The 23,533-nt window shown below is 53.5% G+C and carries 19 protein-coding genes and 1 other RNA gene; 12 read left to right on the top strand and 8 right to left on the bottom strand.

The window, feature by feature from the left end; all coding sequences use genetic code 11:
• The first annotated feature begins 114 nt into the window (after window positions 1-114).
• The 3 genes from BOW52_RS11400 (at window position 115) to BOW52_RS11390 (ending at window position 5,165) form a co-directional block, all read left to right on the top strand.
• Entirely contained in the window at window positions 115-1,833 is a 1,719-nt protein-coding gene (locus tag BOW52_RS11400) for a tetratricopeptide repeat protein (protein ID WP_078484200.1), read from the top strand.
• A 155-nt stretch (window positions 1,834-1,988) separates the two neighbouring features.
• Complete coding sequence (locus BOW52_RS11395; RefSeq protein ID WP_135622307.1) at window positions 1,989-3,908, top strand: tetratricopeptide repeat-containing sulfotransferase family protein; 1,920 nt, start codon at window positions 1,989-1,991, stop codon at window positions 3,906-3,908.
• Between the two features lie 216 nt (window positions 3,909-4,124).
• A complete protein-coding gene (locus tag BOW52_RS11390) occupies window positions 4,125-5,165 on the top strand; it encodes a porin (protein WP_078484198.1) in 1,041 nt (346 codons plus the stop codon).
• Window positions 5,166-5,263: 98 nt separating this feature from the next.
• On the opposite strand, the gene BOW52_RS11385 is transcribed toward BOW52_RS11390, so the two are convergent.
• The gene (locus tag BOW52_RS11385; RefSeq protein ID WP_078484197.1) at window positions 5,264-6,358 is read right to left on the bottom strand and encodes a cyclic nucleotide-binding domain-containing protein; all 1,095 of its coding nucleotides are present in this window, start codon (window positions 6,356-6,358) and stop codon (window positions 5,264-5,266) included.
• A 166-nt stretch (window positions 6,359-6,524) separates the two neighbouring features.
• Between BOW52_RS11385 and BOW52_RS11380 the strand changes: the two genes are divergently transcribed.
• Complete coding sequence (locus tag BOW52_RS11380; RefSeq protein ID WP_078484196.1) at window positions 6,525-10,370, top strand: DUF3683 domain-containing protein; 3,846 nt, start codon at window positions 6,525-6,527, stop codon at window positions 10,368-10,370.
• Window positions 10,371-10,450: 80 nt separating this feature from the next.
• Here the strand turns inward: BOW52_RS11380 and BOW52_RS11375 are convergent, their stop codons facing one another.
• Together BOW52_RS11375 and rpiA are read right to left on the bottom strand one after the other, a co-directional pair.
• Window positions 10,451-11,119 (bottom strand): hypothetical protein, encoded by a 669-nt coding sequence (locus BOW52_RS11375; protein WP_135622305.1) that lies wholly within the window; start codon window positions 11,117-11,119, stop codon window positions 10,451-10,453.
• 74 nt (window positions 11,120-11,193) lie between these two features.
• Window positions 11,194-11,850, bottom strand: a complete 657-nt coding sequence (rpiA, locus tag BOW52_RS11370; RefSeq protein WP_078484194.1) for a ribose-5-phosphate isomerase RpiA — start codon at window positions 11,848-11,850, stop codon at window positions 11,194-11,196.
• A 105-nt stretch (window positions 11,851-11,955) separates the two neighbouring features.
• Between rpiA and ilvA the strand changes: the two genes are divergently transcribed.
• Complete coding sequence (ilvA, locus tag BOW52_RS11365) at window positions 11,956-13,476, top strand: threonine ammonia-lyase, biosynthetic (RefSeq protein WP_078484193.1); 1,521 nt, start codon at window positions 11,956-11,958, stop codon at window positions 13,474-13,476.
• 208 nt (window positions 13,477-13,684) lie between these two features.
• Here ilvA and BOW52_RS11360 read toward each other — a convergent pair whose 3' ends face one another.
• The 5 genes from BOW52_RS11360 to BOW52_RS11340 all read right to left on the bottom strand — a co-directional run bounded on the left by BOW52_RS11360 (window position 13,685) and on the right by BOW52_RS11340 (window position 16,011).
• Window positions 13,685-14,062: a hypothetical protein gene (locus tag BOW52_RS11360; RefSeq protein WP_078484192.1), complete on the bottom strand. Its 378-nt coding sequence runs from the start codon at window positions 14,060-14,062 to the stop codon at window positions 13,685-13,687.
• Window positions 14,063-14,576: 514 nt separating this feature from the next.
• A complete protein-coding gene (locus BOW52_RS11355) occupies window positions 14,577-15,179 on the bottom strand; it encodes a 5-formyltetrahydrofolate cyclo-ligase (RefSeq protein ID WP_078484191.1) in 603 nt (200 codons plus the stop codon).
• Window positions 15,180-15,214: 35 nt separating this feature from the next.
• Window positions 15,215-15,398: non-coding RNA, 6S RNA (gene ssrS / locus BOW52_RS11350), on the bottom strand.
• A gap of 68 nt (window positions 15,399-15,466) precedes the next feature.
• The gene (locus BOW52_RS11345; RefSeq protein ID WP_078484190.1) at window positions 15,467-15,781 is read right to left on the bottom strand and encodes a cell division protein ZapA; all 315 of its coding nucleotides are present in this window, start codon (window positions 15,779-15,781) and stop codon (window positions 15,467-15,469) included.
• Complete coding sequence (locus BOW52_RS11340) at window positions 15,778-16,011, bottom strand: TIGR02449 family protein (RefSeq protein WP_236725723.1); 234 nt, start codon at window positions 16,009-16,011, stop codon at window positions 15,778-15,780. Before BOW52_RS11340 ends, BOW52_RS11345 begins: the two co-directional genes overlap by 4 nt.
• A 136-nt stretch (window positions 16,012-16,147) precedes the next feature.
• On the opposite strand from BOW52_RS11340, the gene BOW52_RS11335 reads away from it, so the two are divergent.
• The 7 genes from BOW52_RS11335 (at window position 16,148) to gcvPA (ending at window position 23,524) form a co-directional block, all read left to right on the top strand.
• Window positions 16,148-16,711 (top strand): UPF0149 family protein, encoded by a 564-nt coding sequence (locus tag BOW52_RS11335; RefSeq protein ID WP_078484189.1) that lies wholly within the window; start codon window positions 16,148-16,150, stop codon window positions 16,709-16,711.
• An 11-nt stretch (window positions 16,712-16,722) separates the two neighbouring features.
• The gene (gene pepP, locus BOW52_RS11330) at window positions 16,723-18,027 is read left to right on the top strand and encodes a Xaa-Pro aminopeptidase (RefSeq protein WP_078484188.1); all 1,305 of its coding nucleotides are present in this window, start codon (window positions 16,723-16,725) and stop codon (window positions 18,025-18,027) included.
• The gene (ubiH, locus tag BOW52_RS11325) at window positions 18,020-19,258 is read left to right on the top strand and encodes a 2-octaprenyl-6-methoxyphenyl hydroxylase (RefSeq protein WP_078484187.1); all 1,239 of its coding nucleotides are present in this window, start codon (window positions 18,020-18,022) and stop codon (window positions 19,256-19,258) included. The genes pepP and ubiH overlap by 8 nt, the downstream gene beginning before the upstream one ends.
• Window positions 19,258-20,475, top strand: coding sequence for a UbiH/UbiF/VisC/COQ6 family ubiquinone biosynthesis hydroxylase (locus BOW52_RS11320; protein ID WP_078484186.1), 1,218 nt, complete (start codon window positions 19,258-19,260; stop codon window positions 20,473-20,475). Before ubiH ends, BOW52_RS11320 begins: the two co-directional genes overlap by 1 nt.
• A 116-nt stretch (window positions 20,476-20,591) precedes the next feature.
• Window positions 20,592-21,683 (top strand): glycine cleavage system aminomethyltransferase GcvT, encoded by a 1,092-nt coding sequence (gene gcvT, locus BOW52_RS11315; RefSeq protein WP_078484185.1) that lies wholly within the window; start codon window positions 20,592-20,594, stop codon window positions 21,681-21,683.
• A 36-nt stretch (window positions 21,684-21,719) separates the two neighbouring features.
• Window positions 21,720-22,109: a glycine cleavage system protein GcvH gene (gene gcvH, locus BOW52_RS11310; protein ID WP_078484184.1), complete on the top strand. Its 390-nt coding sequence runs from the start codon at window positions 21,720-21,722 to the stop codon at window positions 22,107-22,109.
• Between the two features lie 8 nt (window positions 22,110-22,117).
• Window positions 22,118-23,524 (top strand): aminomethyl-transferring glycine dehydrogenase subunit GcvPA, encoded by a 1,407-nt coding sequence (gene gcvPA, locus BOW52_RS11305; RefSeq protein ID WP_078484183.1) that lies wholly within the window; start codon window positions 22,118-22,120, stop codon window positions 23,522-23,524.
• Window positions 23,525-23,533: the final 9 nt, after the last annotated feature.

Genomic DNA, 23,533 nt, shown 5'->3' with positions numbered 1-23,533 from the left:
AAACGTGTAATAAAGAACGGGCGCTTCGGCGCCCGTTTTTTTTGACTTAATAACCTGGTTTCCTTGATGCTATCTCTCATATAAAAGTTGAAGCCTTTATTGGATAGAAGAGATATGGCAGACAATTTGGAACAAGAAATTGCTGATGGAAAGCAGCTTCATCGGGCTGGTAGGCTTGATGAGGCAAAAGTGATTTATCAAAGAGTATTGAATGAGACGCCAGATAATCCAGATGCGCTGCATTTGCTAGGTGTGATCGCTTCAACTCAAGGCGACCATCAAAAAAGCCAGGATTATATTTCAAGAGCTATCAAATACGCCCCGAAGACGTTGCATTATCACAACAACCTAGGGCTTGCGTTGCTTGAGCTTGGAAGAGAGATCGAGGCAGAGCAGGCATTTAAAGTCGAGATTGAGCGTAGTCCCAACCATGTGGTAGCACTCTCTAATCTTGGTTCTCTGCTACAGAAGAGAGGGTGTGTCGATGAGGCGTTAGACCTCTATCTAATCGCGCTTAAGTATGATTCTAAGAATATTACGATTCTAAATAATCTAGCCGCAGCGATGGTCGTAAGTGAAAGATATTCAGAAGCTGAGCAGATATGTAGGGATATCCTGTTACTACAGCCAAAAAATGCAGAGGCCGTTAACTTGCTTGGTGTGGTGGCGCTAAGTCGTGAGCAATATAAAGATGCTATAGAGTGTTATCGGAAGGCTATCCAGATTAATCCTGATCTGGTCGATGCGCATCATAACCTTGGAGTTGTATATCATAAGCTCGGCGAGTTTTCGCAATCAGTTCAGGCATTTGATCGGGCGCTAAAGATTGACCATGTGTATTCGAAAAGTCGATTTAGTCGTTCCCGTGTTAATTTACTATTGGGAAATTACAGTGCTGGTTGGGATGATTATGAGTATGGCTTGGTTATTGGTGAGCGAGAGATACATTCGTTTGAATTTCCAGCATGGAAGGGGGAAAAGTTAACGGGAAAAGGGCTTCTTATTTGTGCTGAGCAGGGGTTGGGTGATGAGATTATTTTCGCCTCAATAATTCAGGAAATAATTGAAGAGGCAGATAGCTGTGTAATTGAGTGCGATTCAAAGTTGATCACGCTTTACGAACGCTCGTTTCCGTTGGTAACAATAATAAGTAGGGACGACTATCCTCCACCTAGTGAGACTCTGAAAAACGTTGATTATTTTGTAGCTGTTGGAAGTTTGGCCTGTTTCAGGCGTCGAAAGAGAGAAGAATTTCCTCGTCAAAACGGCTATTTATTTGCGGATCATGAGCGGGTTGCATTCTGGGGTGACCGTCTCGGATTAATTGATAAGAGGTTGAAAGTCGGGATTAGTTGGCGTGGTGGTACACCAAAGACCGGAATGCATTTGCGTTCTACCAGTTTGAATCAAATTTTACCGATCTTACGTTGTAGTGGTGCGACATTCGTTAGTCTGCAATACACTGATTGTAAGCATGAGATAGATGATTTTTCACAGAGCACAGGTATAACAATTCATCACTGGCAGGATGCTATTGATGATTATGATGAAACGGCGGCATTGGTTGAGGCGCTTGATTTAGTAATTACCGTAACGACGGCGATTGTTGATCTTTGTGGTGCTGTTGGCAAGCGGGCATGGGTAATGACGCCAGAAGTGCCAGAGTGGCGTTTTGGAGTGTCTGGAGAGTCAATGCCTTGGTATCCATCAGTTAAGATATTCCGACAGTCTGCTGCTGGTGACTGGGATAGTCTTGCTATTAATCTTGCAGAAAACCTATCTCACACGCTGACCGCCATGGATAGCGAAGCGAAGGCGGTTAGGGCGCCGTAGGCATAAACGGTCGCGTTAAGTATTTGCCGCTTGCTTGGGCTTGGATGCCCAAAACAAGCTTCCGCAAAAATAGCGACTCCCCGGTTATAAAAAGTAGGTGATTGATAGGCTGTTTTGATGCTAACCCGAGTCCTTATGCGGAGATCCTAGAGGGAATGAATAGAGCAGAACGGCGACGACAGAAAAAATTATCTGAGAAAGAGGCAAGGAAAGAGAGTCGTGGTATTCCTAGTATGGCTTCACAGAGTTTGCAGCAAGAGGTTCAGCACGCATTAGACCTTGCTGTTAAATATCATGTCGAAGGCCAATTGCAGAAGTCAGAAGTGCTATGTAGAAAAGTTCTCGAAGTGCAGCCGGAGCACCCAGTCGCACTACACATTCTAGGAATGCTAGCCTATCAGATTGGAGACAATGAATCTGCTTTAGATTATTTGCATAAGACGGTCCTTGTAAGTCCTGGTTATGTTGAGGCACGCAATAATCTTGGAATAGTGTTGTTTGAAAGAGGAATGCTTGATGAAGCTGAAAAGCAGTATAAAAAGGCGATTAAGCTAAAACCAGATTTTGCTGAAGCATATAATAATTTAGGAAATGCTCAGCGTTGCCTGGGAAGATTGGAACAGGCTGTTCAAAGTTATAGGCTGGCTCTGAATATTACTGATGAGTATCTTGAGGCCCGAAATAATCTGGGTGTTTCACTGAGTGAGTTGTCGCAATATGAAGCAGCAACAGAATGTTTTAACAGGGTTCTTGAGGTGAATCCGAATTACGCAGATGCGCATAACAATCTGGCCTATGCTCTTCTGAAGAGAGGGCAATATGATGATGCGATTGAGCGCTGCGTAACGGCATTAGAGTTGCAGCCAGATTTTTCGGATGTGCACTGTAACCTTGCCGATCTCTTTGAAAAGTCGAATCAACTAGACCAACTGAAAGATGCTGTTGATAAGGGGGTGAAGAGCTGCCCGGATGATCAGCGTCTTATGCTGTGGAAGGCACAAGTATTAAGAAGAGATGGTGAGTACCAGTCGGCGCGTGAAGTTATTGAAGCGATATCTGAAGAGAGCTTAGATGAGGCGCATCGAGCACTTCGTGCAAAGCTGCTCGGCGAGGTCTGTGATCGGCTGGGTGATTATAAGACGGCCTTTTCAAACTTTAAGGTGGGTAATCAGCTCGCATCTCGATCTGTCTCATCTAAGCGCTATAACAAAAAGAGATATATAAGTAGCTTGACTCAATATGAGCAGCTCTTTTCCGAAGATTGGGTGGCAAATTGGACTGATGTTTCTCCAGTAGATGATCGTGATGATCCTGTTTTTCTGGTGGGGTTTCCGCGTTCGGGCACAACATTATTGGATACAGTGCTAAGAAGTCATCCTGAGATATCAGTGGCAGAGGAGGTTCCTGCCGTCGAGGCCATGGTGGATAAACTAGAATCGTCTGCTGGAAGTACAGCAGATAATCTCGCCTCACTAGATAGTGATGGTTTGGCCGTTCTGAGAGAGGTGTATTTTAAAGAGTTGGATCAGCACCTTTCAGTTGGTGAGCGAAAGACTGATGTTGTCATCGATAAGCTGCCTTTGAATATTGCGCGGGCTGGTATTATTCACCGTGTTTTCCCTAATGCAAAGTTCATCCTAGCGCTAAGGCATCCGTATGACTGTGTGCTTAGTTGCTTCATGCGTGACTTTGCGTTGAATGATGCAATGGTGAATTTTCTCGAATTGAAGGATGCGGCCGCCTTATACGATCATGTGATGCGTCTTTGGAGTCACTATTGTGATCTTCTGCCTCTTAATTCATATCAGCTTAAGTATGAAGAACTGGTTGAAAATTTTGAAGGTGCCGTTAAGCCCTTGCTGGAATATTTAAATGTGGATTGGAGTAGCGAGGTTGAGAATTATGCTGAAACTGCTCGCGAACGAGGAATGATTAATACCCCAAGTTACGATCAGGTGATTGAGCCGATCTATACGCGTGCAAGCGGTAGATGGGAGCATTATCGAGAAGAGATGGCGTCGGTGCTGCCTGTATTAGAGCTGTGGGCTCGGCACTACGGGTATAGATGGGAGTAAGAGGTTTTCGTAGGAGCTATTCACATAAGGCATTCATATTGTTGATAGCGTACATTTCTGCGAGTTAATGGCACATTCATGGTGCCTAGTGCTCTTCATTGCACCATGAGTGTGCTAATTACGAATTAGTGTTGCTATTTTGATAATTGCTGTTGTTTATTTGTGTTTTCGTAGTAATCTCCAATCGTCGGAAATTACTTATTAGAGGAAATCTAAATGAACAAAAAGCTCATCTCGATGGCGATTGCTGCAGTATTGGCAGCACCAGCAATTTCTGTGGCGGACGTAAGTATCTCAGGCACTATGCACATGTCTATCGATGCAACTGACAGTGGCGATGCGTCTGATAGTGACAATACTTCTGTTTCCAGCAACTTCTCCAATATCGTATTTAGTGGCGATGAGGATCTGGGTAATGGCATGAAGGCGGTTTGGCAGGTGATGAATGTTACCGTGCTTGATGAGTCAAATGGTGCGCAGTGGGCAACTGGTCCTTCTTACCTTGGTCTGGCAGGCGACTTCGGTACTGTAATCATGGGTAAGGCAGATACCCCTTACTTTACCTTCCAGTCTGGCTTTGACGTATTTGATGGTACGCTGGCCGATCTCGCTACCACCATGGGTACCGATGGTGGTGGTAACACGAACGCTTGGAGTGATAACTTCAATCTGACCACGCAGAACACGATTGCTTATATCTCACCAGATATGGGTGGTTTCTCTGTCGTTGGTGCTTATGTTACCGACTGGGACGCTGCGGGTGCAGAGGATAATAACAACACCGACGCGTTCAGTGTGTCTGCTAGCTACAGTAGTGGTGGACTGATGGTAGGTGGTGCATTTGAGCGTCATAACCACGATGGTGGTGTTACCAATGATGGTATCGAGTTGGGTGCGTCAATGACCATGGGTGAGACCAGTGTTGGTCTGCTTTGGGAGAACCTCGACGGTGACTCAAATACTGACCGTGACGCATGGGCTGTCTACCTGACCCAGGGCTTCGGCAACAATACTGCTAAGGTCCTTTACACTACTGTCAACGAGTCAAGTAACAACCTTGACGAGGCGTCAATGTGGGCGATTGGTCTTGATCATGCTATGAGCAAGCGTACTTCTGTATACGGTATGTACGCTTCGCTTGAGAACGATGATAACTCTCAGCGCTCGTTGGGTGGCGTTGATCACGGGGATATCCTCACTTACAACTCTGGCGCAGACCAGAGCGGTTTCTCGATGGGTATCGTTCACAGCTTCTAAGATCTGGTTGTTGTGTGAAAAAAGAAACGGGCGCCAATGGCGCCCGTTTTTTATTGCTTGTTTGGTGCTGAGTGGTTGTCAGCATTTTGATTGGTGAATTAGCGAATCAGATAGGCACTCGGTACATCCTTAAGACCATCTGTGAGTACGCTCGATTTTAATCCGTCCTGGCTGAGCAGGAAGGCGGCGGCTGAGCTACGGCGGCCGGTGTTGCAGTAGATCAGGTGATGCAATTCGCGGTCGAGACCAGCGAGATGTTGGCGAATCTCTTGTAACGGGACGTTGATTGCGCCTGGCAGATGGCCTTGGTCATACTCCGCAGGGACCCGAACATCAATCAGCTCTGCCCCCTCTTCAAGCTCCTCAAGTAGGTCCCCGAAACTGAGCCAGTTAAGCATCGGTTCCTTGAGCAGTTCGACAAAGTTCTGCTTGTTGAGTCGTAGCAGTGTTCCATCGGTAACCATCACAACGTTAGCGTTACGAGGGTTGTCGGAGATCAGTGCCTCTTCGCCAAAGGATGCGCCTTCACCAAGTTGCACCAGTTCGACAGGGGCCTCGCCAGGTGAGTTGGAGCGGGTAACGGATACCACGCCACTTTCGAGCAGATAGAAGTAGTCGCCGGGATCGCCCTGCTTGATGACCATCTCAGTGGGCTTGGCCTCTATGCGCTCCATCCTTGCCAGCAGTTGTTCGAGATTGGCGGCCGGTAGCTGCTGCAGGATGCTGGAGGTGTGCAGTTGCCCAAGAGTCTGGTTGCTGACTCCAGGCTCTGTGGAAGCATCATTGCTGTGGTCATCTTCAGCGGTGCTGCTGTCATCAACGCCAGCCATCTGATCCCAGGTCAATAGATTGTCGAAGATATCGGCATCAATACGGATGACCTCCGCATGGGAAAGTGTTTTGGCCGTGGCCTGGCGCGGTAGTTTGTGACCGATCGGATGCCATGTCTCAGGCATACCAGCAGTAATGACGCGCTGACTATTACCGATACTTGAGCTTAGTTCGATCTCACCCTCAAGGAGATAGAAGAGGCGTCGATCTCGATCTCCCTCTGTAAACAGAGTGGTATCGGGTTCAACAAATTCGATGACTGTTTGGTCTGCAAGCTCTTGCAAGCGCTCAGACGAGAGCGAAGAGACTGGCTCCAGCCCCTTTAGCGTATCTACATCGACGTGTTCGCTTTCTTCATTCATTCATTCAGGGAGTTCCAGTCCCGCATAGGGATCCCCTTGTTAAGGGTGTTGTTATGTTGTTTGCGGTGCCTTTTGCTGAGGCTATGGTTCGCAGTCCATGCTACACTTCTGCCGCATATTAACTTAACCCGATAGTTTCTGCATCAGGTACTTACCCCCATTCGTCATGAGTAAATCGCAAGCAGCTCGCATTCGCGAAATTCCATACAATTACACCTCATTTTCTGACCGTGAGATTGTCATCCGTTTTCTGGGAGAACGTGCCTGGGAGGTGCTGAATAATCTGCGTGGCGAGCGGAAGACGGGGCGTTCAGCGCGCATGCTGTTTGAGGTGCTGGGCGACATGTGGGTTATCAGTCGCAACCCCTTTATCCAGGACGATCTTCTTGAAAATGAACGGCGTAGAGATGCACTCGTCGGTGCACTCAACCACCGTCTCGATCAGATAGAGCAGCGTGCTGATAGTAACCAACATGCACTTGAGCTACTGGCGATGGCGCGCAGTGCGGTGGCCAAGTTTAAGGAGTGGTTTCCACGTCAGCTGGAGTTGCGGCGTGGTGTCTCAGATCGCATGGCGGGGCTTACCCGTCGAGACAATATCGACTTTGGTGGGCTTGCCCGTGTCTCGCACGCCACCGATGCAACCGATTGGCGTGTTGAGTACCCCTTTGTTGTTCTTACCCCCGATAGTGAGGCTGAGGTCGCCGCACTGGTCGCAGCTTCGATCGATCTTGGATTAACTATCATTCCGCGTGGTGGCGGTACCGGTTATACCGGTAGCGCTGTTCCACTGCATGCCGAGAGCGTGGTGATCAATACCGAGAAGCTCGAGGGCCTGGGTGAGGTCGAGTCGCGTCGCGATGATGTATCAGGTGTCGATGTGGCGGCAGTTAGGGTTGAGGCGGGTGTGGTGACACGTCGAGTCTCAGAGCGTGCGGCTGGCGCCGGTTATGTCTTTGCTGTCGATCCCACCTCGCAGGATGCCTCCACCATCGGTGGAAATATTGCCATGAATGCTGGCGGTAAGAAGGCGGTGATGTGGGGTACCACACTCGATAATCTGCTCTCCTGGCGCATGGTGACTCCCGATGCAGAGTGGTTGGAGGTCGAACGCCTCAACCACAATCTGGGCAAGATCCATGATCAGGAGTGGGTCGAGTTCCGTATTCGCCGATTTGAAGCCGATGGCGTTACCCCGTGTGGTGAGCCTGAGCGGCTGAAGATTGCCGGTGCCGATTTCCGTAAACGTGGTCTCGGTAAGGATGTAACCGATAAATTCCTCTCCGGTCTACCGGGTGTGCAGAAGGAGGGGTGTGATGGCCTGATCACCTCAGCGGTGTTCCTGTTGCACCGTATGCCAAACCATACCCGCACCGTCTGTCTCGAGTTCTTCGGCAGCGATCTGCGTCGAGCGGTGCCGGCGATTGTAGAGATCAAGGACTACCTCGATGCAACCGAGGGTGTGGTGCTCTCGGGCCTGGAACACCTCGATGAGCGCTATGTGCGCGCCATCAACTACTCGAGTAAGGCCTCTCGAGGCGAACGACCGAAGATGGTGCTACTAGCCGATATCTCAGGCGATGGAGAAGACCGAGTTGCTGAGGCGGCCTCAACGATTGTTCGACTGGCCAATGCACGCGAGGCGGAGGGATTTGTTGCCGTCAGCCCCGAGGCGCGTCGACGTTTCTGGCTCGACCGCAGTCGTACCGCCGCCATTGCCGCTCATACTAATGCCTTTAAGATTAACGAGGATGTAGTGATCCCGCTCGACCGTTTGGCCGAATATAGCGAAGGGATCGAACGCATCAATATCGAGCAGTCGATGCGTAACAAACTGACGATGATCGACGAGCTCGAGCAGTGTCTGACAGGTGATATACCCGAGCTGAGTGGCATGCCGGGGCTTGAGGATAGCGAAGAGATCCGCGAAATCGTCGAGCATAAACGCACCGCAGCCTGTGAGCATATCCGCGCGGTGCGCGAGCGTTGGCAGCAGCTGCTTGAACATCAGGAAGAGGGCGCTGGAGGCCATCTGGAGCTTCTACCAGAGGTGCTTCGTGAGCAGATAGATACAAACGATACCCTGATACGGTTGCTGCTTACCCGTCAGCTCAATATCTCCTACCGTGCCGAGATAGAACATCCACTCAAGGAGATCTTCTCTGGTCACGATCTGGAGGCGACCCATCAACGCTTCGATAAAATTCATGCGCGTGTGCGCTCGAGTCGTCTCTTTGTAGCGACTCATATGCACGCCGGTGATGGCAATGTGCACACCAATATCCCCGTCAACTCCAACGACTATGAGATGCTGCAAGAGGCAGATCGCATTGTCGATCGTGTGATGAAGCTTGCGATTGCGCTCGGTGGTGTGATCTCGGGTGAGCACGGTATTGGTTTGACCAAGATGGAGTATCTTGATGAATCGGTGGTCGATGCCTTTGCCCAGTACAAGCAGAAGGTCGACCCTGAGGGGCGTTTCAACCGCGACAAGCTACTGGCGGGTAGCGGGCTGGATAACGCCTATACACCGTCACTACGACTGGTTCAGCAGGAGGCATTGATACTTGAGGAGAGCGAGCTCGGTAGCCTTAATGATGCAATCAGCCACTGCCTGCGTTGTGGTAAGTGCAAGCCGGTTTGCAGCACTCATGTGCCGCGCGCCAATCTACTCTACTCGCCACGCAACAAGATTCTTGCCACCGGGCTGATCATCGAGGCGTTCCTCTATGAGGAGCAGACTCGGCGCGGTCTCTCGATTCGTCATTTCGATGAGATGAACGATGTGGCCGATCACTGCACCATCTGTCACAAGTGCGTAACCCCCTGTCCGGTCAATATAGACTTTGGTGATGTTTCGGTAACGATGCGCACCATTCTGCGTAACCGTGGCCAGAAACGAAGCAACGTTGGCACTCAGCTCTCGATGGCCTATCTGAATGCGACTGACCCGACGGCCGTTAAGCTGATGCGAAAGGGTTTGATCCAGTGGGGCTATGGGGCACAGCGACTCGGCCATGGTTTCCTGAAGCGTCTGGGGCTAGTGAAAAAGGAGCGTCACCCCAAGGCGACGGCCGGTAAGATGAGTATTCCGGTACAGGTGCGGGAGATCATGAAGACGCCGATGCCGAAGACGGCGCCGAGTCAGACCGTGCGACAGTTGCTGGCGCTGGAAGATAGCAGTTATGTGCCGATTCTCCGAGATGCCAAGGTGGTCAGTGAGGAGTCAGAGGCGGTCTTCTACTTCCCCGGCTGTGGCTCGGAGCGGCTCTTCAGCAAGATTGGTATGGCCTCGTTGGCGATGCTCTATGAGCATGGTGTACAGACGGTGCTGCCGCCTGGTTACCTCTGCTGCGGCTATCCACAGACTGCCAGCGGTGATTTGGCCAAGGGTCGGCAGATCACTACCGAGAATAGGGTGCTGTTCCACCGCGTCGCCAATACGCTTAACTATCTCGATATCAAGACGGTGATCGTCTCCTGCGGTACCTGTATGGATCAGCTGCTCAAGTATGAGTTCGAGCAGATCTTCCCCGGTTGCCGACTGCTCGATATCCATGAGTATCTGATGGAGCAGGGCGTTACCCTCAAGGGCAATAATCAGCGTTACCTCTACCACGACCCCTGCCACACGCCGATGAAGCATCACAATCCGGTCTCGGTTGCAGAGAAGTTGCTGGGCAGTGAGGTACGGCTCTCTGATCGTTGCTGTGGCGAGGCGGGCACCATGGCCGTGGCGCGTCCCGATATCAGTACTCAGCTTCGTTTCCGCAAGGAGGAGGAGTTATTGAAGGGTGTTAGAGAGATGGAGCAAGATTGGGGCAATGCACCGGCTAAGCTACTGACCTCCTGCCCCGCCTGTCAGCAGGGGCTGTCGCGTTATGAGGGCAGCACCGGTCTGCAGAGTGATTATGTCGTTGTTGAGATGGCCAGAACTCGTTATGGCGAAGAGTGGATGGATGAGTTTGTTGGGCGAATCAAGGCTGGTGGTATTGAGAAGGTGCTGCTCTAGAAGCTGGTGCTGGATTGGTTGCGTGGAAAAGGACAATAAAAAGGGCGGCAGCTGAAATAGCTACCGCCCTTTTTTGTTGTCTACTGGAACTGGTAGGAGAGACCGATGGAGGCGACCGGCCAGATGTTGAAATCGCTTAGATCATCTTCAAGGTTGGCGCGTTCGATGGCGAGATCGGCCTGTAGAGCATCGACGATAGTTGCATCGGTGCCGACCGCCTTGAGTGTGGCGCTGGGAGAGCCTTGGTAGAGCACGCCCACATCGAAGACAATGTTGACCCCCTTGTTACCGATTGGGTTGCCCCAACCGATGCCTACATAGGGCGCGATGTCGTTAAAATCGATGGTACTCTCCAGGGTGCCGACCAGCTCACTATCGTAGCTGGTGGTGCCTACTTCCCAGAGAGTGCCCGCCTCTGGTTTTCCGGTCAGACCAAACTCATTAGCATTGAGCATTATGCCGCCGGTAAATCGGAAACTCCCTTCAAAGAAGTGCCAATCGAGTAGTGCACTACCGGTGAAGAGATCGACACGAGCGTCATAGTCGATACCGCCCTCACCCATAGATTTGTCATAGGACCAGCCATTGACGCCGACGCGCGCATTGAGATGTGGAGCGAGCTCCTGGGTCATCTCTGCGCCCATGCCGAGGGTACTGATGCGTCCGCCGATGGCCGTTCCCTCGGCCTGAGTGCTGAATGGGGTTGCGAGTAGCGCAGTAACTGCGATCGTTAACAGCCTCTTCATCATCTATTCCTCAAAGTGTGTTTGCCAATGGCTATGTAGAACAGTGTCGGCCGATCGCGGGTTACCTTTAGCCAGCGTTACGGTAGCTGTTTGATGCCTGATGAGGAGCCAAGGATCAGTGCATCGGCTGGGCGTATGGCAAAGATGCCCACAGTGACCACGCCGACGATGCTGTTGATCTGCTCTTCGAACTTCACCGGTTCCATGATTTTCAGATCCTGAATGTCGAGAATGATATTGCCGTTATCGGTGGTGAAACCTTCGCGAAGAATAGGTGTGCCACCAAGTTTGACGATTTCGCGAGCGACATAGCTGCGTGCCATCGGAATCACCTCTATCGGTAGAGGGAAGGCACCCAGCACGTCGACCAGTTTTGAGTCATCGGCAATGCAGACAAACTTGTCGCTCGCTGCGGCGACGATCTTCTCGCGCGTCAGTGCGCCACCGCCGCCTTTAATAAGGTGTAGGTGGCGATTCGACTCATCAGCCCCATCCACATAGAGCGGCAATTGACCGACGCTGTTGAGATCCAGCACCTGGATGCCGTGTCCGCGCAGTCGCTCAGCGCTCGCTTCGGAGCTGGCAACGGTGCCGTCGATTTTTCCCTTCATCGCACCGAGTAGGTCGATAAAGTGGTTGGCGGTTGAGCCGGTACCGACTCCGACCACGGTGCCCGACTCTACATATTCGATAGCGGCTTCCGCGGCCTGTTTTTTCATCTCATCTGGTGTCATGGCCATTTTCCTTCTGCGTAATTAAAATTTGCAGTGATGATACCCGTGCCGCCTGGTTATGTCATGCCGCTAGGCAGGGCTGAGAGGAGCTGATAAGTTAGCGACATGAGTGACCGATATATAGAAAAAATACTGAAATCGCGTGTTTATGATGTCGCCTGCGAGACCCCGCTGGACCCTGCGCCGCTGCTTTCAAAACGTCTCAATAATGAGGTGTTGCTAAAGCGAGAGGATCTGCAGCCGGTCTTCTCCTTCAAACTGCGTGGTGCCTATAACAAGATGGCAAACCTGACGCAGAAACAGCGTGAACGAGGTGTGGTCGCAGCATCAGCGGGTAATCATGCGCAGGGTGTCGCGCTCTCGGCAGATAGGCTGGGTATCAAAGCGACGATCGTGATGCCCCGAACCACACCGGGCATCAAGGTGGAAGCGGTCAAACGCCTTGGTGGCAAGGTGGTGCTGCATGGCGATACCTATGATGATGCCTATGAGCATGCTCGCATCATCTCGGATGATAAGGGTGCCTGTTTTATTCACCCCTACGATGATCCAGAGGTGATCGCGGGGCAGGGTACGGTGGCACTCGAGATCATGCGTCAGCATGCGCAGGATATTCACGCCATCTTTGTACCGGTCGGAGGCGGTGGCCTGATTGCTGGCGTGGCGGTGTTCGCCAAGTACCTCAATCCAAAGATTCGTATTATCGGTGTTGAGCCTGAAGAGGCAGCCTGCATGGGTGAGGCGCTCAAGGCGGGCAAACGAGTGGTGCTTGATCAGGTCGGCATCTTTGCCGATGGTGTGGCAGTGAGGCAGGTGGGCAAGGAACCGTTTCGCATTGCCAAGCAGCTGGTCGATTCGGTGATTACCGTAACCACCGATGAGACCTGTGCGGCGATTAAGGATATCTTCGACGATACACGTGCGATCGCCGAACCGGCAGGTGCGCTTGCTCTGGCGGGTCTAAAAAAACATGTCGCCAAGAGCCGGATCACGGGTAAATCACTGGTTGCGATTACCAGTGGTGCCAACATTAACTTTGATCGCCTGCGTCATGTGGCAGAACGGGCCGAGGTGGGTGAGCGGCGAGAGGCGGTACTGGCCGTCACGATTCCAGAACAGCCGGGTAGCTTTCGTAAGTTTTGTAAGGCGATTGGTAAACAGGGCATTACCGAATTTAACTACCGCTATGCTGATGCGAGCAGTGCGCACATCTTTGTAGGTGTGAAACTGGCGAATGCACAGAGCGAAAAGCGTGAATTGATTCAGCGTCTGCGTGATGGGGGTTATCGGGTGCTCGATATGGCCGACAATGAGATGGCCAAGCTGCATATTCGATACATGGTTGGCGGACGATCATCGGGTGTTGAGAACGAGATACTCTATCGATTCCAGTTCCCGGAGCGCCCCGGCGCATTGATGCAGTTTCTAAATCAGATAGGACAGCAGTGGAATATCAGTCTGTTCCACTACCGAAACCATGGTGCTGCCTATGGCCGGGTACTGGTCGGCATTCAGGTGCCTGCTGAGGAGAAGGGCCAATTCCAGGGATTTCTTGATAATCTCGGTTACCCCTATTGGGATGAGAGTGATAACCCGGCCTATAATCTCTTTCTGGGGACGCTCTGAAGCTGTAGTAATGGTTTGTTGCATCAAAAAAGCCCGCGATTGCGGGCTTTTTTGTCAGGCGCTGACCGCCATGGATAGCGGGGCGCCGCAGGCATAAACGGTCGCGTGAAGTTTTTGCTGTTTGCTTGGGCTTGGATGCCCAAAACAAACTTTCGCAAAAATAGCGACTCCCCGGATAATCGATCAACCTGAAGGGAAGGTGAAGTGATTAACGCTTTTTGGCGCTCTTCTTCTTAGCTGCTTTCTTCTTAGCAGCTACCTTCTTCTTGGCAACCTTTTTCTTAGCCACTTTCTTCTTAGCAGCTACCTTCTTCTTGGCGACCTTTTTCTTAGCCACTTTCTTCTTAGCAGCTACCTTCTTCTTGGCAACCTTTTTCTTAGCCACTTTCTTCTTAGCAACCTTTTTCTTAGCTACTTTCTTCTTAGCAGCTACCTTCTTCTTGGCAACCTTCCTCTTAGCAGCGGCCTTTCTCTTTGGTGCTGCTTTCTTGGCTACCTTCTTCTTAGCTACTACCTTTTTCTTGGCAGTTACCTTCTTTTTTGCAGTCGCTTTTTTCTTGGAAGCGGCCTTCTTCTTCGTCGCCATTAATCGATCCTCCAATAGTGAAATTCCATTAACGCAATTGAGTATAAACAACTGTTTGCAAAATGCTAGTTGTCGAATGTGGTTAATAAGGCCTCTGTTTGACTCGCTCTGTGGTGCGGTTTCTTAATGGCTAAGCTCGCATCATTGTTGGTCTCTGTGTGTGTGGTTTGTTGGCTCGTGTGGTAAGTGTTGGCAAGGGGAAGGGTGGTTGTTTCGTGCTTGTATAGTAGTGCGAGAGGTTGGTTGTGATTCGGTTCTGATAGCGATGAGCGGTTGTTGGTTATGTTGTCTTATACGTAGCAGTGCTTGAGATGTGTTTGGAGGTTCTGTGTGCGTTGTTGCTGTGAGGTTGAGATGAAAATATGAGTGGTGAAATGAATTTGCGCAAAAGTGTGTATGAATGTTTGTAAGGGGTTGTTTGTTTGTTGGCAGTAAATGCTATTGCTGGATGATGGCGAAGATGGTTATGAAGAGAATGAGTGATCGATGTTGACGAGTCGTTGTGCTTGGTTGTTTAGTCGAAGAGTGCAACGCCTTGTTCGGTTGCTATGCCTGCTAGTGGTACATCCCACTCCTGATGAGGAAGTGTGTTGATCTGTTGGCAGGCAAATGCAAAGCCAAGCAGTCTTGGTTTCTGCCAGTGACGACGGTGGTGTAGAAAGGCGAAAGAGCGATCATAGAAACCGCCGCCCATGCCAAGACGGTTGCCATTGTTGTCAAAGCTGACCAGCGGTGTCAGTACCAGATCGAGTGTGTGGATTGAGATCATCTGCGAGCGTGAGACCACTGGCTCGGCGATACCAAATCGATTGGCTCGTAGCAGTGAGTGCGGGTGGTAGGGGGCAAAGTCGAGTCGGTTGGCGCGATTGGGTGCTAGAACCGGCAGGAACAGGTTCTTGTCACAGCGACGGGCAATTGCAGCCAGAGGTGCCGGGTCTATCTCGCCGTCGTTGGCCAGATAGATGGCGATATTGCGGCTGCGTTTAAAGATCTGATGTGAGGCGATTGTCGCGGCGGCCTGACGACTATGCTGGGCACGAAGTTCGGGGGTGATTGCAAGACGCCGTTTACGGATCTCGCGGCGGATGTCGGCACGCGTCGCGTTGGGCTCTGTCATGCTGGAGTGGTTCGATCCGATCGATTAATTAGGAGGCACCTCCCACCAATGCCGTTGTGGACACTTGCCCTTGAACCAGAAGGTTCAGGTGGGGACGGCTGTGAGCGTTCAGGCTCTCCGCACGTAACGGATATGCACAACGCACCCGACAGTAGTATCCCCGGGCATATAAATAGGCTCAAGAGATCTTAGGTCCACTCACGAACACAGCAGGAGGTGCCGAAAGCTTCTAAGGGTAAAGCGTAGCGGAAAACGATGGAGTGGGAAAGTGTTGCGGTTGCAGGGAACTAGAGTTCCATCTGTTTGTTGTGATTCAGAGCGACTTCGATCTTGTCCTGAATCTGTTTGATACGGCTATGCAGAGTCTTGTCGACACCTTCGAGCTGTTTCTGGCAGCTGAGTAGTTCATGGGCGATGTTAAGTGCGGCCATCACGGCAATGCGATCAGCGCCGATCACCTTGCCACCACGACGAATCTCGAGCATCTGTTCGTTAAGGTAGCGTGAGGAAGCGAGCAGCTCTTCGCGCTCGTTGTCGGCGCAGGAGACTCGATACTCTTTGTCGAGGATCTTGACGGTAACGGGGCTACTCTTTTCGCTCATACGGAGTTTTCCATCGCCTTAAGTCGAGTGACGATGGTCTCTACGCGCGAACGAGCCTGATCACCCTTCTCGCGCAACTCATCGCGCTCGGTGCTGAGCAGATCGTTCTCTTTGCGCAGCACATAGTTCTCTTCGTTGAGTCGTTCACAGGTGCCGATCAGGTCGTCGAGCCACTGCTCCAGGCGCTGAAGGTCCATCTCAAGATTGGTTGCGGGTGTCTTGCCAGTCATCGGCCCAATATAAGACGGTGTGGGAACAGGGTCAATGTCGCTCGGTTCCGACCTAAAGGTGGCGATGCTAATATAGTCGCCTATTGTCTATTTAAACCCTCTCTTAATACTTCAAATCAGGTCGATACAACTTCAAATGAGCGAACAACAATCTCCAGATTTCGACAGCATTGATGATGCGCTACAACGTGTCGGTGCGCCTATGGGGGCAGCCGAATCACACGGACTGCTGTGTGGCATGATCTGTGGCCAGGGCCACGGTAATCGTCGTGGTTGGGGGGAGCAGGTGCTCGATGAGGTCGATATGAACAACCTACTGGTTAAGGAGTGTGATGGTCTACTCGATCAGCTTTTCGAGCAGACTCAGCAGCAGCTCAACGATACGGTGCTCGAGTTTGCGCTGTTTCTGCCTGTGGAGGGTGATGTGATCTCAATCCGGGTCGAGGCATTGGCGGAGTGGTGTCAGGGTTTCCTCTACGGCTTTGGCATCGCCGGTGGCAACAAGGCTGAATCGATGCCCGATGATAGTCGTGATCTCTTGCGTGACATCGCTGAGATTTCCCGTGCGGCGATCGATGATGAGGACGATCCTGAGGTTGATGAGTCCGCCTATACCGAGCTGGTTGAGTATCTGCGTATGGGGGTACTTCTGATGAATGAAGAACTCCATCCAATTAAAGCCCCTGCACGTCTGCAGTAGGTCGAGTCACTATGAGTCCAAAAGAGTTTGTTCGCCGTCGTAAGCATCTGATGTCGATGATGGGTGAGGGCGCGATAGCGCTACTGCCTGCTGCACCGGTGCAGATTCGTAACCGCGATGCGGAGCATCACTATCGCCAGGATAGCGACTTCATGTATCTGACCGGCTTCCCTGAGCCTGAGGCAGTATTGGTGCTGATTCCGGGTCGCAAACAGGGGCAGTGCATCCTCTTCTGTCGTGAACAGGATCCCAGTATGACGCTCTGGAATGGACCGATGGCGGGGCTGGAGGGTGCGGTAGAGAGTTACGGCGCCGATGATGCGTTCCCCATTAGTGATCTTGATGAGATTCTGCCGGGGCTGCTCGAGGAGCGTGAGACGGTCTGTTACACCATGGGCGCACGTCCTGACTTCGATCAACGTGTCATGGGTTGGGTCAACCAGGTGCGCAGCAAATCGCGCTCTGGTGTGCACGCGCCCGAGGAGTTTGTCTCGCTCGATCACCTGCTGCATGAGCTACGACTGTTTAAGAGCCGCGCCGAGCTGAAGGCGATGCGTGAGGCGGCCACTATCTCGGTTAAGGCGCATAAACGCGCGATGAAGATCTGTAAGCCGGGCATGTATGAATATGAGATTGAGGCGGAGTATCTACACGAGTTTCGTCGTCACAACAGCGTACCGGCCTACAGCTCGATTGTTGGCGGTGGTAACAACGGCTGTGTGCTCCACTATGTCGATAACCGCGATGAACTCCGCGATGGTGATCTGCTACTGATTGATGCTGCAGCTGAGGTGGAGTGTTATGCCGCTGACATTACCCGCACCTTCCCCGTTAATGGAAAATTTTCTCCGGCTCAGCGTGCACTCTACGAGGTTGTGCTCGATGCACAGCTAGCGGCGATTAAGGCGGTCAAGCCTGGCAACCATTGGAACGATCCACACGATGCTACGGTGAGGGTAATTACCGAAGGACTGCTCAAACTCGGGCTGCTCAAGGGCAAGCTCGATAATATGATTGAGAGTGAGGCCTACAAACGTTTCTATATGCACCGTGTCGGCCACTGGCTCGGCATGGATGTGCACGATGTGGGTGACTATAAGATTGGTGACGAGTGGCGCATGCTCGAGCCCGGCATGGTGCTGACCATCGAGCCGGGCATCTATATTCCAATCGGCAGTAAAGGCGTGGCGAAAAAGTGGCAGGGAATCGGTATCCGTATCGAGGATGATGTGGTGGTGACCAAGGATGGTCATCTGGTGCTGAGTGAGAAGGCTCCGAAACACGTCGATGAGATTGAGGCATTGATGAATGGTTGAAACGCAGAACAGCTACGATGTGGTGATTGTTGGCGGAGGGCTGGTCGGTATTGCACTCGCCTGCGCACTGGGTGATCAACCACTACGTGTTGCGGTTATTGAAGCGCTGCCGTTCGAAACCAACCGTAGCGCAAGCTACGACGATCGCACCATCGCGCTCGCCTACGGTGCGCGTCCTATCTTTGAGGCGATGGGCGTCTGGCAGCAGCTGGCTGCTGATGTCACTGCCATTAAACGAATCCATATCTCCGATCGAGGTCACTTTGGTGCGGCGCGACTCGACTGTAACGATGTCGGTTGCGAGGCGCTGGGCTATGTGGTGCCGAGTCGTTGCATGGGTGAGGTGTTGATGGCGCGGGTGGCACAGTTCGATAATGTTGAGCTGCTCTGCCCAGCACGGGTGACCTCGCTAGAGCAGGATGAACACGCTGCCACCATTGTGATCGAACGCGAGGGTGAACAGCAGATGCTACGGAGCGGGCTGCTGGTGGTGGCCGACGGAACCCACTCGGCGATTCGCGAACAGCTGCAGGTAGCGGTAGATCGTCACGACTACGGACAACGCGGTGTTATCGCCAACGTCACCCCATCACGTCACCACGACAACGTCGCCTTCGAACGCTTTACCGATAGTGGGCCGATGGCGATGCTGCCGATGGATGAGAGCCGCTGTGCACTGGTCTGGACCGTGAGTGAGGCGCGTGCCGATGAGCTGCTGACGCTTGATGACGAAGCCTTTCTGGCTGAACTGCAGGATCGTTTTGGTAACCGCCTGGGACGCTTCGAGAAGGTCGGCAATCGTGCGGCGCACTCGCTGATGCAGATCGTCGCCCAGGAGCAGGTGCGTGATCGGTTGGCGCTGATCGGTAATGCGGCCCATACACTCCATCCCGTTGCTGGGCAGGGATTTAATCTCGGTCTGCGTGATGTTGCGGTACTGGCCGATCTGATCAACACGGCTGCTGTCAGTGGTGAGGATGTTGGTTCAGCCACGCTGCTGGCAGATTACGCCGAGTGGCGCCGCAACGATCAGCGCTACATCATCGGATTTACCGATTCACTGGTGCGCCTCTTTGCCAGTCCACTGCTTCCGATCAAGGCGGCGCGTAGCGCCGGGCTGGTTGCGCTCGATCTACTGCCACCGCTGAAGCGCTGGCTGACACGCCACGCGATGGGCCTGGGTGGAAAGCTGCCGCGCCTCTCGCGTGGTCTGCCACTGCAGGAGAAGTAATGCAGAACGAATACGATGTGGCGATTATCGGTGGCGGCATGGTCGGCTCCGCACTCGCCTGCGCACTCGGTGGCAGCAGGCTGCGCGTGGCCGTTGTTGAGAAGTTTCCCGCCGATGCCAGCTGGTCAGCCGAGTCGGTTGATCTTCGCGTCTCGGCGATTACCCGCGCTTCACAGCATATCTTCGAGGCGCTCGGCGCCTGGCAGGGGATGGCCGAGCGGCGCATTAGCCCCTACACCGATATGGAGGTGTGGGATGCGATGGGTGGTGCCTCGATCCACTTCGATGCGGCCGAGGTGGGGCAGCCTTACCTGGGACACATCATCGAGAACCGGGTGATTCAACTCGCGCTCTGGGAGCGTCTTGAATCGATCGATAACGTCACTCGTATCTTCCCTGCTGGACTCGAGAGCTTTGAGGTTGATGGTGAGGGTGTCGATCTCCTACTCGATAACGGTGAGCGGCTACGCAGCAAACTGATTGTCGGTGCCGATGGTGCTAATTCGAAGGTGCTGGAGATCGCCGGTAGTAGCGTCGGTGGCTGGATGTATGACCAACATGCGCTGGTCGCCACGGTGCGTACCGAACACTCCCACCTCAACACCGCCTGGCAGCGTTTTCTGCCCGAGGGTCCGCTCGCCTTCCTGCCGATTTCAGATGGACGTGCCTCAATCGTATGGAGCTGTCGGCCCGAGCGTGCAGAGGCTCTGGCCGAACTCGATGAGGCGAGCTTCTGCAAAGCGCTGGGTGAGGATATCGATCACCGACTGGGCCAGATTACAGCGGTTGAGGGACGTGGTGTCTACCCGCTGCGTCTGCGCCACGTTGATCACTACGTGCATCCACGCGTCGCGCTGGTTGGTGATGCCGCTCACTCGATTCATCCGCTGGCGGGGCAGGGCGTAAATATCGGTCTGCTCGATGCGGCATCGTTGGCTGAGGTGGTGCTGCAGGGCGTCGAGCAGCGGCGCGATATCGGTGAGGTGGCGCTGCTGCGTCGTTATGAGCGCTGGCGCAAGGGGCAGAACCTGCTGATGATGGGTTCGATGGACGCCTTTAAACGAAGCTTTGGCAGCCAGCAGGCACCGATACGGTTGGCGCGTAATCTGGGGCTCGCCATCGCCGATCGCATTACCCCGCTGAAGAGCGCAATTATGCGCCGTGCGATGGGGCTCGGTGGTGATCTGCCCAAATTGGCGCAGCCGCCGCGCTACTGATTTCAGCTATCCCAGTAACCTGATTAGGGTTATTGGACCTCGTCGAAAACAATCCCTACTATACGGCTCGGGTACTCGACCCCTGACCGATACATTGAGATAAACAGGAACAGTTCATGACGCAGAGAACAGCACTCTATGAGCAGCACCTCGCCGTGGGCGGCAAGATGGTCGACTTCGCCGGTTGGGAGATGCCGATCAACTATGGTTCACAGATTGAGGAGCACCACCAGGTGCGTCGCGATGCGGGTGTCTTCGATGTCTCGCACATGGTTGTGGTCGATCTGAAGGGGTGTGAGGCGGGTGACTACCTGCGCAAACTGCTCGCCAATGATGTGAGCCGTCTTAAAGAGAGCGGTAAGGCGCTCTACAGCTGCATGCTCAACGATGAGGGTGGGGTGATCGACGATCTGATTGTCTACTACATCAACGACGCCTACTACCGCGTGGTGGTCAACGCCGCCACCCGTGACAAGGACCTGAAGTGGATGCGCGCCAAGCTCGGCAGCATGGCGGTCGATCTGAATGAGCGTAGCGATCTGGCGATGGTCGCAGTGCAGGGGCCCAATGCCCGTGCCAAGGCGCTGCCGCTGCTGCCCAAGGCGGGACGTGAGGCGGCCGAGGCGCTGGCGCGCTTCTTCGGTGTTGAGTGTGGCGACTGGTTTATCGCCCGCACCGGTTACACCGGGGAGGATGGTTTCGAGATCATGCTGCCCGAGAGTGAGGTGAGTGGTTTCTGGCAGGCGCTGCTCGATGCAGGTGTCGCACCGACCGGACTCGGTGCGCGCGACACGCTACGCCTTGAAGCCGGCATGAACCTCTACGGCACCGATATGGATGAGACCACCTCACCGCTGGAGTCGGGTCTGAAGTGGACCGTGGCGATGGAGCCCGCTGAGCGCGACTTTATCGGTCGTAGTGCGCTGGAGGCCGCCGCGCCGGAGCGCAAGCTGGTCGGATTGGTGCTGGAGGCGAAGGGTGTGCTGCGTGGTCATCAGCGTATTGAGGTTGAGGGGGGAGGCGAGGGTGAGATCACCAGCGGCAGCTTCTCGCCGACGCTCGGTGTCTCAATCGCCTTCGCCCGTGTCCCCGCCGCGACCGGCGCCTCGTGCACGGTAGAGATTCGTGGCAAAATGTTGCCCGCCCGAGTGGTCAGGCCACCCTTCGTACGCGATGGCAAGGCGTGTATTGAGCTGCCGGGTAATTAACTAATAACTAACACAACAGAATTTTGAGAGGACGTCATGAGTAACGTGCCAGCCGAACTGAAATACGCCAAGAGCCATGAGTGGGTTCGCAAGAATGATGATGGCAGCATCACCGTCGGAATTTCCGAGCATGCCCAGGAGCTGCTAGGCGATATGGTCTACGTTGAGGTGCCCGAGGTGGGTAACAGCGTTGAGGCCGAAGAGGCGTGTGCCGTGGTTGAGTCGGTCAAGGCCGCTTCTGATATCTACAGCCCCGTTGCGGGTGAGGTAGTAGAGGTTAATGAAGCACTCGACGGCGCACCTGAGCTGATCAACAGCTCACCCTACGATGAGGGTTGGATCATGCGTCTGCAGCCTGCCGATATGGCCGACGTCGATGCACTGCTCGATGCCTCAGCCTACGAGACCCAGATCAGCGAAGAGTAATCCCCGTTATGCCATTTATCCCCCACACTGAGGCGGAGGTGCGCGAGATGCTCTCCGCCATCGGCGTCTCCGATATCGAAACGCTGTTTGATGAGATCCCTGCCGATCTTCGTGTCGCCACACCCGAGTCGATCCCCGCCGCTCTGAGCGAGATGGAGTGCTCACGGTTGATGGGCGATCGCGCTGCGCAGGATGGACGTCCACTCAGCTTTATCGGTGCCGGTGCCTATGAGCACCATATCCCTGCCGTGGTGTGGGAGTTGGCAACACGCGGCGAGTTCTATACCGCTTACACTCCTTATCAGGCCGAGGCGAGTCAGGGCACGCTGCAGCTACTCTATGAGTTCCAGTCGATGCTGACCCAGCTCACCGCGTTGGAGGTGGCTAACGCTTCGCTCTACGATGGTGCCTCGGCGCTGGCCGAAGCGGTATTGATGGCGGTACGTGCCAACCGTAAATCGAAATCGAAGAAGATTCTGATGCCAGCCACCGTTCATCCGCACTACCGTGCTACGGTCGATGCGATTGTGCGCAATCAGGGTATCGAACTGGTCGATCTCCCCTACTGCAGCGATGGGGGCAACACGCTGCGCGACTCGCTGAGCCAGTACGAGGGTGAGGACTTCGCCGCACTGATCATCCCGCAGCCCAACTTCTTCGGTGCGCTGGAGGCGGTCGACGAGCTGACCGACTGGGCGCATGCCAACAAGATGCTTGTGATTGGTGTGGTCAACCCGCTGGCGCTGGCGCTGCTCACCCCACCCGGTGAGTGGGGCGAGAGCGGTGCTGATATCGCTGTCGGTGAGGGGCAGCCGCTCGGCATTCCGCTCTCCTCGGGCGGTCCCTACTTCGGTTTCATGTGCGCCAAGCAGGCCTACGTGCGACAGATGCCGGGGCGTATTGTCGGTCGTACCGTTGATATCGAGGGCAAGGAGGGTTTCACCCTCACCCTGCAGGCGCGCGAGCAGCATATCCGTCGCTCCAAGGCGACCTCGAACATCTGTACCAACCAGGGTCTGATGACCACGGCGGCGACGATTCACATGGCGCTGGTCGGAGGTGAGGGCATGCGCAGGACTGCTGCGGCATCGCACGCCAATACCGCGATGCTGGTTGAGAAGCTGGCGGCTGTTGAGGGTGTAGAGAAGATCTTCAATCGCCCCTTTTTCCACGAGGTGGTGCTGCGTTTCGAACCCAAACTGAAACCAATTCTGCGTGCCCTTGAGGCGCAGAACCTGCTCGGCGGTTATCTGCTTGAGGAGCACTATCCGGAGCTGGAGAACTGTCTGCTGGTCTGCGTCACCGAGACCAAGAGCGAGGGCAATATCACCAAGTTCGCCGAGAACATCGCACGTATTATCGAGCGCCAGGGCGGACCGATCTGTACCAAGCTAAGACCGAAGGAGCCGCTCTAGCGGGAGATG

It is taken from the genome of Solemya pervernicosa gill symbiont (assembly GCF_002020875.1).
Classification (GTDB): domain Bacteria; phylum Pseudomonadota; class Gammaproteobacteria.
This window is presented reverse-complemented; position numbering and strand designations above follow the sequence as displayed.

Bases quoted from the DNA above. Each gene is read 5' to 3' on its own strand.
- pepP (WP_078484188.1), top strand. From the start codon at position 16,723: ATGAGTCCAAAAGAGTTTGTTCGCCGTCGTAAGCATCTGATGTCGATG.
- gcvPA (WP_078484183.1), top strand. From the start codon at position 22,118: ATGCCATTTATCCCCCACACTGAGGCGGAGGTGCGCGAGATGCTCTCC.
- BOW52_RS11390 (WP_078484198.1), top strand. From the start codon at position 4,125: ATGAACAAAAAGCTCATCTCGATGGCGATTGCTGCAGTATTGGCAGCA.
- BOW52_RS11320 (WP_078484186.1), top strand. From the start codon at position 19,258: ATGCAGAACGAATACGATGTGGCGATTATCGGTGGCGGCATGGTCGGC.
- ubiH (WP_078484187.1), top strand. From the start codon at position 18,020: ATGGTTGAAACGCAGAACAGCTACGATGTGGTGATTGTTGGCGGAGGG.
- BOW52_RS11380 (WP_078484196.1), top strand. From the start codon at position 6,525: ATGAGTAAATCGCAAGCAGCTCGCATTCGCGAAATTCCATACAATTAC.
- ilvA (WP_078484193.1), top strand. From the start codon at position 11,956: ATGAGTGACCGATATATAGAAAAAATACTGAAATCGCGTGTTTATGAT.
- BOW52_RS11375 (WP_135622305.1), bottom strand. From the start codon at position 11,119: ATGATGAAGAGGCTGTTAACGATCGCAGTTACTGCGCTACTCGCAACC.
- rpiA (WP_078484194.1), bottom strand. From the start codon at position 11,850: ATGACACCAGATGAGATGAAAAAACAGGCCGCGGAAGCCGCTATCGAA.
- BOW52_RS11360 (WP_078484192.1), bottom strand. From the start codon at position 14,062: ATGGCGACGAAGAAGAAGGCCGCTTCCAAGAAAAAAGCGACTGCAAAA.
- BOW52_RS11400 (WP_078484200.1), top strand. From the start codon at position 115: ATGGCAGACAATTTGGAACAAGAAATTGCTGATGGAAAGCAGCTTCAT.
- BOW52_RS11395 (WP_135622307.1), top strand. From the start codon at position 1,989: ATGAATAGAGCAGAACGGCGACGACAGAAAAAATTATCTGAGAAAGAG.
- gcvH (WP_078484184.1), top strand. From the start codon at position 21,720: ATGAGTAACGTGCCAGCCGAACTGAAATACGCCAAGAGCCATGAGTGG.
- BOW52_RS11335 (WP_078484189.1), top strand. From the start codon at position 16,148: ATGAGCGAACAACAATCTCCAGATTTCGACAGCATTGATGATGCGCTA.
- BOW52_RS11345 (WP_078484190.1), bottom strand. From the start codon at position 15,781: ATGAGCGAAAAGAGTAGCCCCGTTACCGTCAAGATCCTCGACAAAGAG.
- gcvT (WP_078484185.1), top strand. From the start codon at position 20,592: ATGACGCAGAGAACAGCACTCTATGAGCAGCACCTCGCCGTGGGCGGC.
- BOW52_RS11340 (WP_236725723.1), bottom strand. From the start codon at position 16,011: ATGACTGGCAAGACACCCGCAACCAATCTTGAGATGGACCTTCAGCGC.
- BOW52_RS11355 (WP_078484191.1), bottom strand. From the start codon at position 15,179: ATGACAGAGCCCAACGCGACGCGTGCCGACATCCGCCGCGAGATCCGT.
- BOW52_RS11385 (WP_078484197.1), bottom strand. From the start codon at position 6,358: ATGAATGAAGAAAGCGAACACGTCGATGTAGATACGCTAAAGGGGCTG.